Source organism: Paractinoplanes globisporus DSM 43857 (assembly GCF_000379645.1).
Classification (GTDB): domain Bacteria; phylum Actinomycetota; class Actinomycetes; order Mycobacteriales; family Micromonosporaceae; genus Actinoplanes; species Actinoplanes globisporus.
Genome location: NZ_KB903328.1, coordinates 242,351 through 256,174, shown reverse-complemented (window position 1 = coordinate 256,174; position 13,824 = coordinate 242,351). Strand labels below are relative to the sequence as shown.

Below are 13,824 nucleotides of genomic sequence, written 5' to 3'. Positions count from 1 at the left end.
GTCACGACACCCTCCGCACGGACGTGATCATGTCGGCGACGGCCGGGGACAGGATGTCGTCCACGGTCGGCGGCCCCTGCACGACGATCTCCACGCCGGTGCCGTCGAGCACGAACGCGGCGATCGCCCCGATCGAGCCGTTGCCGTCGTAGCGGGCGAGCACACCCTCGTCGCCGGTGTCGTTGGTGATGGTGACCGGGTCGCTGGTGACCCGGAGGCCGCCGTTGTCGCGCAGGCCCTCGTCGTTCTTCTTGATCTGCTCGAGCAGCTGCGCGGGCGTACCGCTGTAGGCGTCGGCGATCACCTCGAAGCCGATGCCCTCGAACGTGACCACCGCAGTGTCCGGGTACCCGGTCGGGCCCGCCTGCCCCTGCCGGATGCCGCTGCGCAGGTTGGCACCGGCCGCCGGGACGAACTGGATGTCCGGACCGACCTGGATGACGTCCCCGGCCACGATCGGATCGTCGACCTTGACCTGGTCGTTCAGGTACGGCAGCAGCCAGACGGCTAGCGCGAACAGCGCCACGACCACGGCCGCCGGCAGCAGCGTGCGCCGGTCGAGCCCGAGGAACCGCCGTTCGACGGGCACCCAGGTGGCCCGCCAGCGCTCATAGCTCTCGGGCCCCGAGACCATCAAGAACCTGCCGAGAGAACGGCGCGCCGGGCCCGCCAGGCCATGACCGAGCCGATCGAGGCCGCGGACAGGATCGACCCGACCGACAGGAAGCACGCGATCGACCCGATCGACGCGAAGGAGCCGACCGACCCGATCGACAGCGCCGAGCCGGTCGAGCCGATGGACAGCACCGACCCCTTCGACCAGAGGCTCAGCACCGAGTTTTCCGACTTGTACGAAAGGATCGACCGTCCATCCATCATGGTGGTCAGTTTATGGGCGTGGATCCCGGATGGACTCCTGATAGGCGTCCGCGTAGGTGGGTGAGTCTTTGATCAGGCCGTCGGCGAAGGCGGCGACGTCGTCGCCCCCCTTCCTCAGCTTGTCGATGCGTGATGAGACGTACTGCCATTTCGCCCAGAACCTCGCGAGCTCCTCACGGCCGGCGTCGCCATCCGGGAGAGCGGCGCGTCACATGCACCTGAACGTTCACTAAGTCCTTAACAAGCGCTAAGGTGGGCAACGGCTCCTCGACCAGGCAGCCCCACCGCGCCCGCCCGGCGGCCCAACGGCCGCGCCCGCGCCCGGACGCCTTTCTTGCCTGCCTGCCACGTTTCCGGAGCCTTTTCATGACCCAGCCCGCGGTTCGCCCGCCCCTGCCCGCCCAGCGCCTCGCCGGCGTCGCCAGCTCGCCCGTGCGCGACCTGCTCGCGCTCATCGATCGGCCCGAGGTCATCTCGTTCGCCGGCGGCCTGCCCGCACCCGAGCTGTTCGACCTCGACGGACTGCGCGCCGCCTTCGACAGCGTGCTGTCCACCCCGGCCGGCCGCCGGCACCTGCAGTACGCGCCGACCGAGGGCAACCCCGACCTGCGCGCGCTGGTCGCCGCCCGGATGACCGCCCGCGGCCTGCCCACCGGCGCCGGCGACCTGCTGGTCACCACCGGCTCGCAGCAGGGGCTTACGCTGATCGCCGCCGCGCTGCTCGACCCGGGCGCCGTCGTCGCCGTCGAGGAGCCGACGTACCTGGCCGCGCTGCAGTGCTTCCAGCTGGCCGGCTGCCGGATCGTCCCGGTCCGCTCCGACCGCGAGGGCGTCGACCCGGCCGCGCTCGCCGAGGTTCTCGAGACGCACCGGCCGCGGCTGCTCTACCTGGTCCCGACGTTCGCGAACCCCACCGGCCGCACCCTCTCCGAGCAACGCCGGGCCGAGGTGGCCGCGCTGGCCGCCGCGCACGGCGTGTGGGTGGTCGAGGACGACCCGTACGGCGAGCTGCGGTACCGGGGCGAGCCGGTGCCCGCGCTCGCCGCCCAGCCGGCCGCCGACGGCCACGTGCTGCACCTCGGCAGCTTCTCCAAGATCGCCGCGCCGGGCCTCCGGCTGGGCTGGGTGCGCAGCCCGGCCGCGCTGCGCCCCGCGCTGACCGTCGCCAAGCAGGCCGCCGACCTGCACACGTCCACCATCGACCAGGCGGCCGCCGCGGCCTGGCTGGCCCGGACCGATCTGGACGCGCACGTCCGGGGCCTGCGGCACGCGTACGCGCAAAGAAGGGACGCCATGATGGCGGCCATGCCCACGACGGCGCCCGCGGGAAGCACCTGGACCGACCCCGACGGCGGCATGTTCACCTGGCTGCGTCTGCCGTCCGGGACCGACACCGCGACGCTGCTCCCGGCCGCGCTGGCCCGGGACGTCGCGTTCGTGCCGGGCGCGCCCTTCTACGCCGGCCGCCCCGACACCGCGACGATGCGCCTGTCGTTCACGACGCACACCCCCGGCGAGATCACCGAGGGCATGCGGCGGCTTTCCTCCGTACTCAAACCTGGTTCTTGATCCAAGGCACACAGGCCTTGTCCACCGTCTTGAACGGCACCCCGTACGCGTCGCGGGCGGCCTGGTCGAGGTCGTTGTCCTCGGTCAGCACCAGCTTCACGAACGCGAACAGCTTGGGCTCGCCGTACTTGTGCGCCATGCAGTCCACCGCCAGGTGGCTCAGCCCGTAGAACGCGTCACCGGCCCGCGCCGGAGCCGAGGCGGACGGCTCGACCGGCACCATCGTCTTCAGCGCGGACCGGCTCAGCTGCCACTGCACGCTGTAACGACGCAGGCTCCGCGCCGCCGCCCTCGGCTTCCACCCGATGTATTCGGCGATGCCCTCGCTGAGCCAGGTGTCCTCGGCCGCGTCGAACCGGAACGCTCCGGTCAGCGTCACCAGGTGGCCCAGCTCGTGCTGCACGGTCGTGGAGAGCGTCACCGAGTCGTCCATGTCGGCCATCCGGAGAATGACGTCGATGCCCCGCTTGTTCAGCGGCATCGCGAGCCCGATCGCCCACTTGTCGTTCTCGCCGCCGTACCAGGTCTTCCACTGCTTCTCCGAGGCCAGGAAGATCCGGTACCGCTTCTGCGGCGTCCCGTTGAGCGCGGCGTAGTGATCGGCCACCGCGGCCGCCTTCTCCGCCACCGGCAGGACGGTCCGGAGGTACTTCTGCTCCCCCGCACCGGCCGCGACCACGACCCGCTTACCCTGCGCGAACGTGAGATCGCCGCTCTCCCACGGCGTCGGCTGGTGGAAGTCGGGCTTGGGCGCCGCCCCGATCGCCGAGATCACATACTTGCCACCGACCGGCTTCATCGTCAGCTTCTGCTCGATCCGGGGCGCCTTCTCCCACTCGTTCGACGGCGCCTTCGGGCACATGTCATCGCTGAAGCAGTAGACGAGATCAACCCTCATCGACACGGCCGTCGCGTCACCCTTGACCGGCTGCCCGATCCCCGGCTCGTAATGCAGTCCGGTGACGCCGAGCCCGCGCAGGTTCTGGTAAAGGGACTTGTATTTCACCTTCAGCTTGGCGTCCACCGCACCGAGCCAGCCGTTCTCGTCGCCCTTGACCAGCGCCGCCGTCTGCGCGTCCAGCACCGCGACGGCCTTGTCGTAAGGGGTGGCCGGCGCCACCGACGTGACGGTGGCCGCCGGCAACGCACTGGTCGCCGTCACTGCCGCGGCCTCCGGCGAGGCGTCCGGCTTGAAAACCACAAATCCACCGATGAGTACGACGACGACGGCCCCCGCGAGAACCCAGTGACGGATGCGGTGCCCAGCCCGCGGCCCCACTCCGCCATCCGATTCCGCGACGGGAGCAACCGGCAGCGCCTCCCCGGGGTTTCCGACCGGCCCGCCCGCGGACGCCAGAATGCCGCCGTCCCCAACCGCAACGGCCGCCTCCGGCGCAATCGCGGCCTCGGGGTCGGGCGCGGCCTCGGCGGGTGCCACGTCAGCCGGGGACGCGTGCGCGGTATCGGTCGCGGGCGGCGCGTCGGCCGCAAGCGCGAGCGCGGGATCGGCCACGAGCGCGGAATCGGTCGCGGGCGCGAGCGCGGGGTCGAGCGCAAGCGCTGAGCTGGCGGCGGGCGCGGGCGGTGTGGGCGCGGCCACGGACGCCGTGGGGGCGGCCGCTTCTGCTGGGGGTGCCGGATCTGGCGCCGGGCCGGTTGCGGCAGTCGGGGCGGTGTCGTGGGTGGGGACCCGCTGGGGTGGGACGGCCGGGGTGGTCGAGATCTCGGGCCCCTCGTGCATGGTGTCTCCTCGAGTACACGGCCCTGTCGGCGCGGCCGTGCGGGTGATCTAAGCAGAGGAGCGTGCCCGGCGTGCACCCGAGTCGATCGATCTCGGGTGCGGCCGTCGATCCGATTATCGCGCGACCGGGTCCACCGTGTCCTGGGGCACGAACTCGCGGCAGCCCCGCAACCGCGTCTTCAGCAGCTCCGCGGCCCGGCCGATGGCCAGCCGGAGGTCGGCCGGGGCCGTGACGCCCGCGGGGGTCGGCCCGTGCGGAATGCTCGCCGGGTCGATCCCGTCCCGCTCGGCGACCAGCACGCCCAGCTCGTACCGGCTGATCGCGTCGGCGCCGGCCACGTTGAGCACGCCCGCATAGCCGTTCGACGCCAGCTCGATCAACGCGTCGGCCAGGTCGTCCACGTGGATCGGTTTGCGGATCTGGTCGGTGAACAGCATCCCCGGCGCCCGGCCGGCGGCCAGGTCCCGCGTCAGCTTCTCGTGGACTCCCCGCCCGTACCCGAGGATGAGCGAGGTCCGCACCACGGCCGCCGCCGGGTCGATGGCCCGCACCGCCGTCTCGGCCGCCGCCTTCGCGGCCCCGTACGGATAGACGGGGTCGGGCTGCGCGGACTCGTCGTAGTGGACGTCCCGCCCGGAGAACACCGCCTCGGTCGACACGTGCACGAGCCTCGCCCCGGCCCGCGCGGCCGCGAGCGCGACATAGGCCGACCCGTCCGCGATCAACGGCCAGTCGTCGCGCCCCGCCGCGGTGTGCACGATCACGTCCGGCCGGACGCGCATGACGAACTCTCCGACCGCCGCCCGGTCCCGGACGTCGAGCCACTCAGCACCCTCGGCCGGGTTACTGAAGTACGTGCCCGCGACGTCCCACCCCGCCGCGGCCGCCCGGGCGGCGGTCGTTCCGCCCAGGTGGCCGCTGACGCCGGTGATCAGCATCCTCATGCCTGCGGACGATACCGCCCCTCGACCGCCGGCCCCGCCACCAGCCGCATCGACCAGCGCCGCGACAGTTCGGTGTCGCAGGTGTACTGCACGGCCACGCCGTTCTCGGCGTCGCTGCCGCCGGCGATCGTCAGGCAGCGCCCGCTGCGGCCGTTCTCCAACCGCGCGTCCGAGGCCGGGACGGGCAGCAGCGCACCGGCCTGCCGGCGGATCCGCCATTGCCCGGACGGGTCGCCGCCGCACGCGCCCTGGACCGCGAAGCCGTTCTCCTCGACGCTGTCCCCGGCGATCGTGAGGCACTTCCCGCTGTTGACGTTCTCGACCAGGTACATCCCGGTGTCCCCGGCCCGTACGAACCGCCACCGGTCGGCGGCCTCACGCGTGCACCGCCGCTGGATCAGGATCGCGTTGTCGTCCAGCCCGGCCGCGGTGACCGTGAGGCACTTCTGGCTGTTCAGGTTGACCAGCTGAAACCCGAGCCGCAGGAGGTCGCCCGGCGCGGGTCCGGCCAGCGCGGCGGGAACGGCCACCATCCCGCCCACCGCCGTCACACCGGCCACCACCGACGTCCCGAGACACTGTCGCCACGAACGCATCAGACACACCCCCGTACCGCGAGATCAGCACCGCAAAGCTAGCGGTCTCCGCCTGATTTACCCGTTTTTTCATGCTTTAAGGGGCCGCCGGGCGAGTCGCGGGCCGGGTCACCAGTTCTCGGACCGCCTTGACCACCTCCGCCGGCGCCTCCTCGGCCATGAAATGACCGCAGCTGACCGGGACGTGCCGCAGGTCCGGCGCCCACGCCCGCCACAGCCCGGCCGCGTCGAAGCCGAGCGCCGCACCCCAGTCCTGCTGCAGCACGGTGACCGGCATCGCGAGCGTCCGCCCGGCGTCCCGGTCGGCCCGGTCGTGCTCGACGTCGATGCCGGGCGAGGCCCGGTAGTCGGCCACGATCGACGGCACCGCCGCCCGGCACGCGGCCAGATACTCCGAACGGACCTCGCCCGGGATCGCCGCCGGGTCGTTCACCCACAGGTCGAGGAAGTACCCGAAGAACTCGTCGGCACTGACGGTGATCATCCGCTCCGGCAGCCCCGGCGGCTGGGCCATCAGGTAGAGGTGGAAGCCGACCGCCGCGCTCGTGCCGCGCATGACGTCCCACATGTCGAGGGTCGGAAGCACGTCGAGCGAGCCCAGATGCGTCACGACCGCCGGGTGGTCCATGGCCGCGCGGAAGGCCACGAGCGCGCCCCGATCGTGCCCCACCAGCGCGAACCGGTCGTGGCCGAGCTCCCGGGCCAGGGCCACGATGTCGGCCGCCATGGTCCGCTTCGAGTAGGTGTCCGGCGACACCGCGGCCGGCTTCGAGCTGGCGCCGTAGCCCCGCAGGTCGGGGCAGATCACCGTGTGGTCGGCGGCCAGGCCGGCCGCGACGTGCCGCCACATCAGGTGCGTCTGCGGGAAGCCGTGCAGCAGCACGATCGGAGCCCCCGACCCGCCGACGGCCGCGTTCAGCGATACCCCGTCCTCGACGTACACCCTCCGGTTGGTGAATCCCTTGATGTTCATGGTCCCCAGCGTGGCGGGACCGGATGAGCAACCGATGAGCGCGCAGTACCGTGATCGGGTGCGGGTGACGTTCGGCGTGCTGGGCCCGGTCGCCGCCTGGGACGAGCGGGGCACCCCGATCCCCCTCAAGGGCCCGCGCCATCGCGCCGTGCTGGCCCGCCTGATCGCCGCGAACGGCCGCGCGGTCCCCGTGGCCGGCCTGGTCTCGGACCTGTGGGTGGCGCCCCCGGCCGGGGCGACTTCGGCGGTACGCACCTTCGTCGCCGCCCTGCGCCGAGCCATCGAGCCCGGCCGCCCGCCGCGCTCTCCGGCCACGCTCTTGGTCACCGACGGCCTCGGGTACGCCTTGCGCACCGCCCCCGGCGATGTGGACGCCTGGCGCTTCGAAGCCGCCGCGCGCGACGCGAACCCCGACGTCCTGCCGGAGGCCCTCTCCTGGTGGCGCGGCCCCGCCTACGCCGACTTCCCCGACGACCCGTGGGCGCGCGGCGCCCGCTCCCGCCTCACCGAGCTGCGCCTGCAGGCGGTCGAGCGCCTGGCCGAGGCCCGCATCCACGCCGGCCGGCCCGCCGACGCGATCCCCGACCTCGACGCCCACGTCACCGACCATCCGTGGCGCGAGAACGCCTGGCACCTACTCGCGCTGGCCCTCTACCGCGCCAACCGCCAGGCCGACGCCCTGGCCGTCCTCCGCCGCGCCCGGAGGTTGGCCGGCCAGCTGGGGCTCGACCCCACGCCGGCGCTGCGCCGCCTGGAGTCCGACATCCTCCACCAGGTCCCGCCGGACGGCCCGGCCGACATCCTCCGCCAGGTCCCGCCGCACGGCCCGGCCGGTGTCTGGGCCGAGGCCGCCGCCGACTACGACCGGATCGTCGCCGCCACGTCCCGGGCGCGCCTGGACGTCACCGTCACCCTGCTGCGCAGCCTCGCCGTCTCCGGCGGCCTGGCCGAGGCTCGCCGGCACCGCACGGTCACGATCGCCGCTGCCGAGGAGTTGGGCGACTCCGAGCTGACCGCCCGCGTGATCGGCGCGTACGACGTCCCCGCGATCTGGACCCGCTCGGACGACCCGGCCCAGGCCGCCATGGTCGTGGCCGCCGCCCGGCGAGCGCTGGCGCGAGACCCGGGCCCGGCGACAAGAGCCCGCCTCCTCGCCACCGTCGCCATGGAGTCCCGCGGCGCCGACAGCACCCCGTCCACTCGGGCCGGCGCCGAGGAGGCCGTCCGCCTGGCGCGTGAGCGGGACGACCCCGCGCTGCTGGCCTTCGCCCTGAACGCGCTCTTCCTGCAGACCACCTACCGGCCCGGCCTGGCCGGCGAGCGCGACGGCATCGGCGCCGAGCTCATCGGGCTCGCCGCGGCGCCCACCTCGGAGGTCCTGGGCCACCTGATCCGCATGCAGGCCCTCGGCGCGCGGAACGACTTCGACGCCGCCGGCCGGCACGCCGAGGCGGCCGACACCCTGGCGGCACGCCACGACCTTCCCCTGGTGGCGGTCTTCACCGACTGGTTCCGCGCAATGCGCCTCTCCCTGACCGACCCGGTCGCGGCCGGGCACGCCTACCGCCGGGCCGCGGCCCTCCTGCACGGCACCGGCATGCCCGGCCTGGAGAAGGGCCTGCTCGACCTCGCTCTGCTCACTCTCCGCCTCCGCCGGGGCCGGCCCGCTCAGGACGGCGACTACGGTCCGTACCAGCCCTGGGTCCGCCCCCTGCTGCTTCTGTCCACAGGCGACAACGCCGGTGCACGTCGCGCCCTGCGAGCGGCGCCGGACCCGCCGGGAGACCTGCTCACCGAGGCGATGTGGTGCCTGCTCGCCCACGCCGCCCGGGCCGTCGGCGACGCCGCCTCCCTGGCCCGGGCCCGCGACGCCCTGCGCTCCGCCGCGGGCGAGAACGCCGGGGCCGGCAGCGGTCTGCTCACCCTGGGCGACGTCGCCGACTTCATCGGACGGTTCCCCGACCGTGGCCGGGAGGCCAGCAACAAGCGATAGCTTTCGATGTGATCACGACACGGGAGGATCTTGTGAAGCGCATCGGAAGAACGCTGGCCGCGGCCGCCGTCGTGGCCGCCTGCGCCGTGACCGGGCTCGCCGGCCCGGCCGCCGCGCACCCCGCGCACCCCGGGAGCGAGCTGCTGGTCGACCGGCACCGTCCCGACGTACGCGTGCCGTTCCTGGTCAAGCGGAACGGCGAGGCGGTCCTCGACCTGCGGGCCGCCGCCAACGGCACCGACTGGGCCACGGCCGGCGCCGAGTCGGCGGTCGTGTCGATCTCCGTCGACGGGAAATACGCCACCGACCTGGTCGTCTCCGGCGCGGCTCCGCTCGCCCGCCAGCTGGCCCTCGGCGGCGTACGGCCCGGAATCCACGTCCTGCGGCTGCACCTCGCCACCGACCGCTCCCCGGTCGCCGGCGCGACGGTGCGGATCGACCGGCTCGAGGTGACCACCTACGACAAGCGCGACCCCGAGTACCAGGTGCTGCGCTTCGCGCCGATCATGTACGGCCGGAACATCGCCGAGCTCGGCAGCAGGTTCCAGAGCGCCACGACCGATGTCCCGCTCATCGCCTGGCACGAGTTCGCGCCGGCCGCGACGCCGGGGCACACCGTCCTCACGTACTCGCTGATCTGGAGCAACGAGGACGGCGGAACCAACACGCCGGCGCTGATGGCCCGCTGGGGTCGCACGACCGACATCGAGTGGACGTACGCCCTCGAGCTCGACGAGCACGGCGACCGGGTGCCCGGAAGCGATACCTACCAGGCCGCGAACCACGAAACCCTGCACTCCGCCGGCGTGTACGAGGGTGACCACCCCCGCCTGGAGACGTGCACCTCGAACAACAACATGTGCGACGTCGTCGACGACCCGATGCGGTTCTTCCTGTCCACCCTCCAGACGCTCCCGGCCGGTCAGCCGCGCGAGCACCTGATGGACACCAACCCGTGGACGTACCAGATCATGTCGAAGGAGATGATCCGCGAGGGCAAGATCGAGGCGCCCGGGCCGGCGACCACGGCCACGCCCGAGGTCAACGATCAGCGCAACTACCTGTACGCGGTGGTCGGCAAGACCACGCAGGGCAACAACTCCGGCAGCTCCTGGGTCGGCGTCGCGCTCGGGGTCCGCCTCAAGAACGGTAATGCCGTCTACCTGTCGAACCACGTGGACCCGACATGGTCCATCCAACGCGACATCCCGGCCGCCACCACGATCGAGCTGCCGGCCGGCACCACCCTCGACGACATCGCCGCGGTCAGCGCCCGCCGTGTCGTGGTCGGTGCCGACACCGGTGCCCCGGTCCACGTGACCTCGCTCGGCCGGGGCTTCCTGCTCGGCCCGGACTACCTGCCCGGACCGTCCCTCCTGGACTGGACCGGCGACATCGAGCTGACCACGGCCGCCCCGGAAGCCGTCGTCTGGAGCCCCTGACCCGCGTCGGGCACGTCGTGCACGGTGCGCGACGCGCCCGACGGCGGCCTTGGCGTGGAGCCCTCGCCCGGCGGCCAACGGGCGGCAGCCAACGGCCGGCGGGCCGAAGGCCGGGAGTGTCAGCTACCCGTGTACGCGGCGTACCCCCGGTCGGCCTGCGCCGCGGCCGCGGCCGGGTCCTCGCCGTCGGCGATCGCGACGTCGCGCCAGGCGTCCGCGGCCAGGCGGTAGAACAGTTTGCCCTCGCCGTCGGCGACCCAGGCCATCAGCTCCTCGGGCGTGAGCCGCGAGGCGGCCGGGTCGGCCAGGTGGTTCGCCAGGCCGAGGAGCCCCGAGTCCCAGCCGAGGCCGGTCGCGGTCGGGCCGAACTGGTCCCACCATTCGTCCTTCACGTGTGCCACGTGCTCCAGCTCGAACCGGGTGCCGCCGCCCTCCGCGGTCAGCCGCACCTCGATCCAGCTCACGTCGCCCCCGTACTCCCAGGTGGCGACGTAGCCGCGGGGTTTGTCGCAGCTGGTCACGGTGCCGCCGGCGTTGCCCTCGAGCTGGTAGTGGCCGCCCTCCTTGAGCTCGCCGCTCACCGGCAGGAACCAGCGGGAGATGCGCTCGGGGTCGGTCACCACCTCCCACAGGTCGTCGATGCCGGTGTCGTAGACCTGGCTGATGCTGGAGACGCGGGCCTCGCCGGCCTCCAGGGTGCGGCGGCCGAGCGTGCGCCGCACGGCGCTGACTTGCTGCCGAACGTCGATCATCGTGAAGTCCCCTCGTCGGTCAGACGGCGTTGTCTTTTGCCCCGGGCCACCTCGGTGGCCATCGCGTCCAGTCGTGGCGCCCAGAACCGGCGGAACCGGCCCAGCCACTCGTCGGCCTCGCGCAGCGCGGTGTCGTCCACCGCGTACAGCCGGCGGGCGCCGTCGGGGCGCACGGTGGCGAAGCCGTTGTCCCGCAACACCTTCAGGTGCTGCGAGACGGCCGGCTGGGAGATGCCGAACTCGGCCCGGATGACCTCGGTGACCTCGCCCGAGGAGCGCTCACCGGCGGCGAGCAGCTCCAGGATGCGGCGGCGGACCGGGTCCCCGAGCACGTCGAACGCGTGCATGCCGCGTACGTTATCAGACTTGGCTTATATAAGTCACGCCTGAGATACGGCGTTCCGGATCGCGGCGGCCATGGTCTCGGCGGCCACCGCCCGCAGCAGGTCGAGGTTCGCGCCGTCGAGCTCGCCGGTGGCCAGCGCGACCACCGCGTCCCCGTCGTAGCGCGAGTGCGCGGGGTGGATCGCCCGGGCGTAACCGGTATGACCGCTCTGCGCGAGCAGGAAGCAGTCGTTCTTGCCGAGCCGGGCGTCGGTCAGCAGCACGCCGACCGTCGTGTTCTGCCCGAAGGCCGGCGACGCGACCACCGGCGCCTCGGGGTCGAAGACCGGACGGCCGGAAGGATCGATCACATCGCCCCAGGCGTTCACCGCGACGACCGCGATCACCGAGGCGGCACCCGCCGTCCCGCGCGCCATCCCCAGGCCGCCCGGGTCGAGCCGCTCCCGCCACTTTCCGGTGGTGGCACCGGTGCCCGCTCCGACCGCACCGACCGCGAAGGGCTCACCGCTCAGGGCGGCCTCCAGCGCCACTACGCCGTCCACAGAGGAAGGCGGCGTCCCCGCCACGGAGAAGTCGAAGAGGGACATGCCCACGACGATCGGCACCGGCCCGAGCGGCGTGGCGAACCCCAGCCCGCGCGACCGCAGCGAGCGCGCGACCCCGTCGCCCGCGGCCAGCCCGAACGCCGAGCCGCCCGAGAGCACGACCGCGGACACCTCGGTGACCGTCCGCACCGGCGAGAGCAGCTCGAACTCCCGGGTCGCGGGCGCTCCCCCGCGCACCTCCCCCGAGCCGACCGTCCCGGCCGGCGGCACGATCACGGTCACCCCGGTGCCGTCGCCGGTCCAATGCCCCGCGTACGCGGAGAGCAGCTGAGGTTCGCCCATGACCTCATCCAACTGCGTCAGTACCGGAACGTCGACACCAGCCCGGTCAGCTCCGACGACATCCGGGCCAGCTCGGCCGTGGCCTGCTGCGACTGCTCCACGCCCTCGGTGGTGAGCCGGGCCGCCTCGGCGACCCCGGTGATGTTGCGCGCGATCTCCCCCGACCCGGTCGCCGCCTCCCCGACGCTGCGGTTCATCTCGGCCGTCGTGGCGGTCTGCTGCTCCACGGCCGAGGCGATCGTGGTCTGGTAGTCGCTGATCCGCGCGATCACCCGGCTGATCTCCTCGATCGCGGTGACCGCGCCGTCGGTGTCCGACTGGATCGCCGCGACCCGCCGCGAGATGTCCTCGGTGGCCCGCGCCGTTTCCTGCGCAAGGTCCTTCACTTCGGAGGCCACGACCGCGAAGCCCTTGCCCGCTTCCCCGGCGCGAGCGGCCTCGATCGTGGCGTTGAGAGCGAGCAGGTTCGTCTGCTCCGCGATCGACGTGATCGTCATGATGACGTTGCCGATCTCGGACGACGACGCGCCGAGCTGGTTCATCGTCGTGGACGTGCGGCCGGCCAGCCCGACGGCCTCCGCCGCCACCTGGGCCGCCTCGGTCGCGTTCAGCGAGATCTCCCGGATCGACGCGCCCATCTCCTCGCTGCCGGCCGACACCGTGTCCACGCTGCGCGAGATCTCCTCGGCCGCCGCCGACACCGCCTGCGCCTGCTCCGACGTACGCATCGCCGACTGCGCGATCTGCCGGGACGCCCCGCTCATCTGGTCGGTCGCGCCCGCGAGCGAGGTCGCCGAGGCGTCGATCGTCGAGACGGTGTCGCGCAGCCGCAGCATGGCCACGTCGAGCGCCCGGCCCATCTGCCCCGGCTCGTCGGACGAGGTCAGGCCGCTGGTGCGGGTCAGGTCGCCGGCCGCCAGCCCGTCGCAGACCTCCTGGACCCGCCGCAGCGAGCGCACGATCGAGCGGGCGATGACCAGCCCGAGCAGCGTGGCCACCAGCGTCCCGGTCACCAGCAGCAGCATGGTCTGCGTGCGGCTCTCGCCGTGCTCCTCGGCGGCCTTGGCGTCCGAGGCCGCGGCGTCACGGTGTTCCGCCTCGCGCAGCTCGTTGATCGTGCGGCTCACCCGGTCCATCAGCGGCGCGATCTCGTCGTCCCGGGTCCGCTGCCAGGCCGCGATGTCCTTCGCCGCGCCGGCCGGGAGCTGCTTGGTGGTCGCGATCTCGGCGTACGCGGCCCAGTCGGCCTCCAGCCCCGCGATCAGCTTCTCCTCGGCGGCCGGCCCGCTCGCCCGGTACGCCTGCATCGCCGCCGCGACCGCCTGCAGGTCGCCCTGGAACGCCTGGGTGTACTTCGCCGTGGTCGCAGGATCGCCGGAGAGGATCTGGTTGGCCAGGCTGAGCCGGGCGTGCGCCACCGCCGACGAGATCAGCCCGATCGCGTTCGAGCTGGACAGGTTGTTCGCGTAGATCCGGTGGGCCGCGGCCGCCGCCCCGGTGAGCGCGTGCAGCCCGAGCAGCCCGATGAGCAGCGCCACCAGGACGCCGACCACGACAATGATGGCGATCTTGACCTGGACGCCGAGGTTGGCGAAGTATGCGCTCATCCCGTTTCCCCCGCCCGCCGCGCTTTACCCCAAACAACCGTACGATTCCGGCATGGGCCCATGGTCAGCTTTGCCGTATTCGCACCTTCCGAATT

13 protein-coding genes are annotated in these 13,824 nt (G+C 72.8%); 3 read left to right on the top strand and 10 right to left on the bottom strand.

The features are described from left to right. Position 1: 1 nt before the first annotated feature. Both A3CQ_RS0138275 and A3CQ_RS59735 read right to left on the bottom strand, forming a co-directional pair. The gene (locus tag A3CQ_RS0138275; protein ID WP_020516259.1) at positions 2–634 is read right to left on the bottom strand and encodes a hypothetical protein; all 633 of its coding nucleotides are present in this window, start codon (positions 632–634) and stop codon (positions 2–4) included. Next, a complete protein-coding gene (locus tag A3CQ_RS59735) occupies positions 634–879 on the bottom strand; it encodes a hypothetical protein (protein WP_085944359.1) in 246 nt (81 codons plus the stop codon). The genes A3CQ_RS0138275 and A3CQ_RS59735 overlap by 1 nt, the downstream gene beginning before the upstream one ends. Positions 880–1,245: 366 nt before the next feature. Here A3CQ_RS59735 and A3CQ_RS0138265 point away from each other — a divergent pair, with 366 nt between their 5' ends. Further along, on the top strand, positions 1,246–2,448 hold the full coding sequence (locus tag A3CQ_RS0138265; RefSeq protein ID WP_020516257.1) for an aminotransferase-like domain-containing protein: 1,203 nt from the start codon (positions 1,246–1,248) through the stop codon (positions 2,446–2,448). On the opposite strand, the gene A3CQ_RS0138260 is transcribed toward A3CQ_RS0138265, so the two are convergent. The 4 genes from A3CQ_RS0138260 to A3CQ_RS0138245 form a co-directional block, all read right to left on the bottom strand. Further along, the gene (locus A3CQ_RS0138260; protein WP_157296825.1) at positions 2,432–4,189 is read right to left on the bottom strand and encodes a hypothetical protein; all 1,758 of its coding nucleotides are present in this window, start codon (positions 4,187–4,189) and stop codon (positions 2,432–2,434) included. The two genes, A3CQ_RS0138265 and A3CQ_RS0138260, sit on opposite strands and share 17 nt — an antisense overlap. 114 nt (positions 4,190–4,303) lie before the next feature. After that, positions 4,304–5,134, bottom strand: a complete 831-nt coding sequence (locus A3CQ_RS0138255; protein ID WP_026206671.1) for a sugar nucleotide-binding protein — start codon at positions 5,132–5,134, stop codon at positions 4,304–4,306. Next, positions 5,131–5,730, bottom strand: a complete 600-nt coding sequence (locus tag A3CQ_RS58130; protein WP_084699408.1) for an RICIN domain-containing protein — start codon at positions 5,728–5,730, stop codon at positions 5,131–5,133. Before A3CQ_RS58130 ends, A3CQ_RS0138255 begins: the two co-directional genes overlap by 4 nt. A 76-nt stretch (positions 5,731–5,806) precedes the next feature. After that, positions 5,807–6,703, bottom strand: coding sequence for an alpha/beta fold hydrolase (locus tag A3CQ_RS0138245; protein ID WP_020516253.1), 897 nt, complete (start codon positions 6,701–6,703; stop codon positions 5,807–5,809). 34 nt (positions 6,704–6,737) lie between these two features. On the opposite strand from A3CQ_RS0138245, the gene A3CQ_RS63780 reads away from it, so the two are divergent. Then, on the top strand, positions 6,738–8,696 hold the full coding sequence (locus tag A3CQ_RS63780; protein ID WP_281171531.1) for an AfsR/SARP family transcriptional regulator: 1,959 nt from the start codon (positions 6,738–6,740) through the stop codon (positions 8,694–8,696). 32 nt (positions 8,697–8,728) lie between these two features. After that, positions 8,729–10,138, top strand: coding sequence for a hypothetical protein (locus A3CQ_RS0138235; protein ID WP_020516251.1), 1,410 nt, complete (start codon positions 8,729–8,731; stop codon positions 10,136–10,138). A 119-nt stretch (positions 10,139–10,257) separates the two neighbouring features. Here the strand turns inward: A3CQ_RS0138235 and A3CQ_RS0138230 are convergent, their stop codons facing one another. The 4 genes from A3CQ_RS0138230 to A3CQ_RS0138215 are packed head-to-tail and all read right to left on the bottom strand — an operon-like array spanning position 10,258 to position 13,729. Then, positions 10,258–10,890 (bottom strand): SRPBCC family protein, encoded by a 633-nt coding sequence (locus A3CQ_RS0138230; RefSeq protein ID WP_020516250.1) that lies wholly within the window; start codon positions 10,888–10,890, stop codon positions 10,258–10,260. Beyond that, positions 10,887–11,237, bottom strand: coding sequence for an ArsR/SmtB family transcription factor (locus tag A3CQ_RS0138225; RefSeq protein ID WP_020516249.1), 351 nt, complete (start codon positions 11,235–11,237; stop codon positions 10,887–10,889). The genes A3CQ_RS0138230 and A3CQ_RS0138225 overlap by 4 nt, the downstream gene beginning before the upstream one ends. Before the next feature lie 33 nt (positions 11,238–11,270). Continuing rightward, positions 11,271–12,122 (bottom strand): P1 family peptidase, encoded by an 852-nt coding sequence (locus A3CQ_RS0138220; RefSeq protein WP_020516248.1) that lies wholly within the window; start codon positions 12,120–12,122, stop codon positions 11,271–11,273. Between the two features lie 17 nt (positions 12,123–12,139). Next, positions 12,140–13,729 (bottom strand): methyl-accepting chemotaxis protein, encoded by a 1,590-nt coding sequence (locus tag A3CQ_RS0138215; protein ID WP_020516247.1) that lies wholly within the window; start codon positions 13,727–13,729, stop codon positions 12,140–12,142. Positions 13,730–13,824 lie beyond the last annotated feature (95 nt).

Coding starts and splice junctions, on each gene's coding strand:
- A3CQ_RS0138255 (WP_026206671.1), bottom strand. CDS start 5,134: ATGAGGATGCTGATCACCGGCGTCAGCGGCCACCTGGGCGGAACGACC.
- A3CQ_RS0138245 (WP_020516253.1), bottom strand. CDS start 6,703: ATGAACATCAAGGGATTCACCAACCGGAGGGTGTACGTCGAGGACGGG.
- A3CQ_RS0138215 (WP_020516247.1), bottom strand. CDS start 13,729: ATGAGCGCATACTTCGCCAACCTCGGCGTCCAGGTCAAGATCGCCATC.
- A3CQ_RS0138265 (WP_020516257.1), top strand. CDS start 1,246: ATGACCCAGCCCGCGGTTCGCCCGCCCCTGCCCGCCCAGCGCCTCGCC.
- A3CQ_RS58130 (WP_084699408.1), bottom strand. CDS start 5,730: ATGCGTTCGTGGCGACAGTGTCTCGGGACGTCGGTGGTGGCCGGTGTG.
- A3CQ_RS63780 (WP_281171531.1), top strand. CDS start 6,738: ATGAGCGCGCAGTACCGTGATCGGGTGCGGGTGACGTTCGGCGTGCTG.
- A3CQ_RS0138275 (WP_020516259.1), bottom strand. CDS start 634: ATGGTCTCGGGGCCCGAGAGCTATGAGCGCTGGCGGGCCACCTGGGTG.
- A3CQ_RS0138220 (WP_020516248.1), bottom strand. CDS start 12,122: ATGGGCGAACCTCAGCTGCTCTCCGCGTACGCGGGGCATTGGACCGGC.
- A3CQ_RS0138225 (WP_020516249.1), bottom strand. CDS start 11,237: ATGCACGCGTTCGACGTGCTCGGGGACCCGGTCCGCCGCCGCATCCTG.
- A3CQ_RS59735 (WP_085944359.1), bottom strand. CDS start 879: ATGATGGATGGACGGTCGATCCTTTCGTACAAGTCGGAAAACTCGGTG.
- A3CQ_RS0138230 (WP_020516250.1), bottom strand. CDS start 10,890: ATGATCGACGTTCGGCAGCAAGTCAGCGCCGTGCGGCGCACGCTCGGC.
- A3CQ_RS0138260 (WP_157296825.1), bottom strand. CDS start 4,189: ATGCACGAGGGGCCCGAGATCTCGACCACCCCGGCCGTCCCACCCCAG.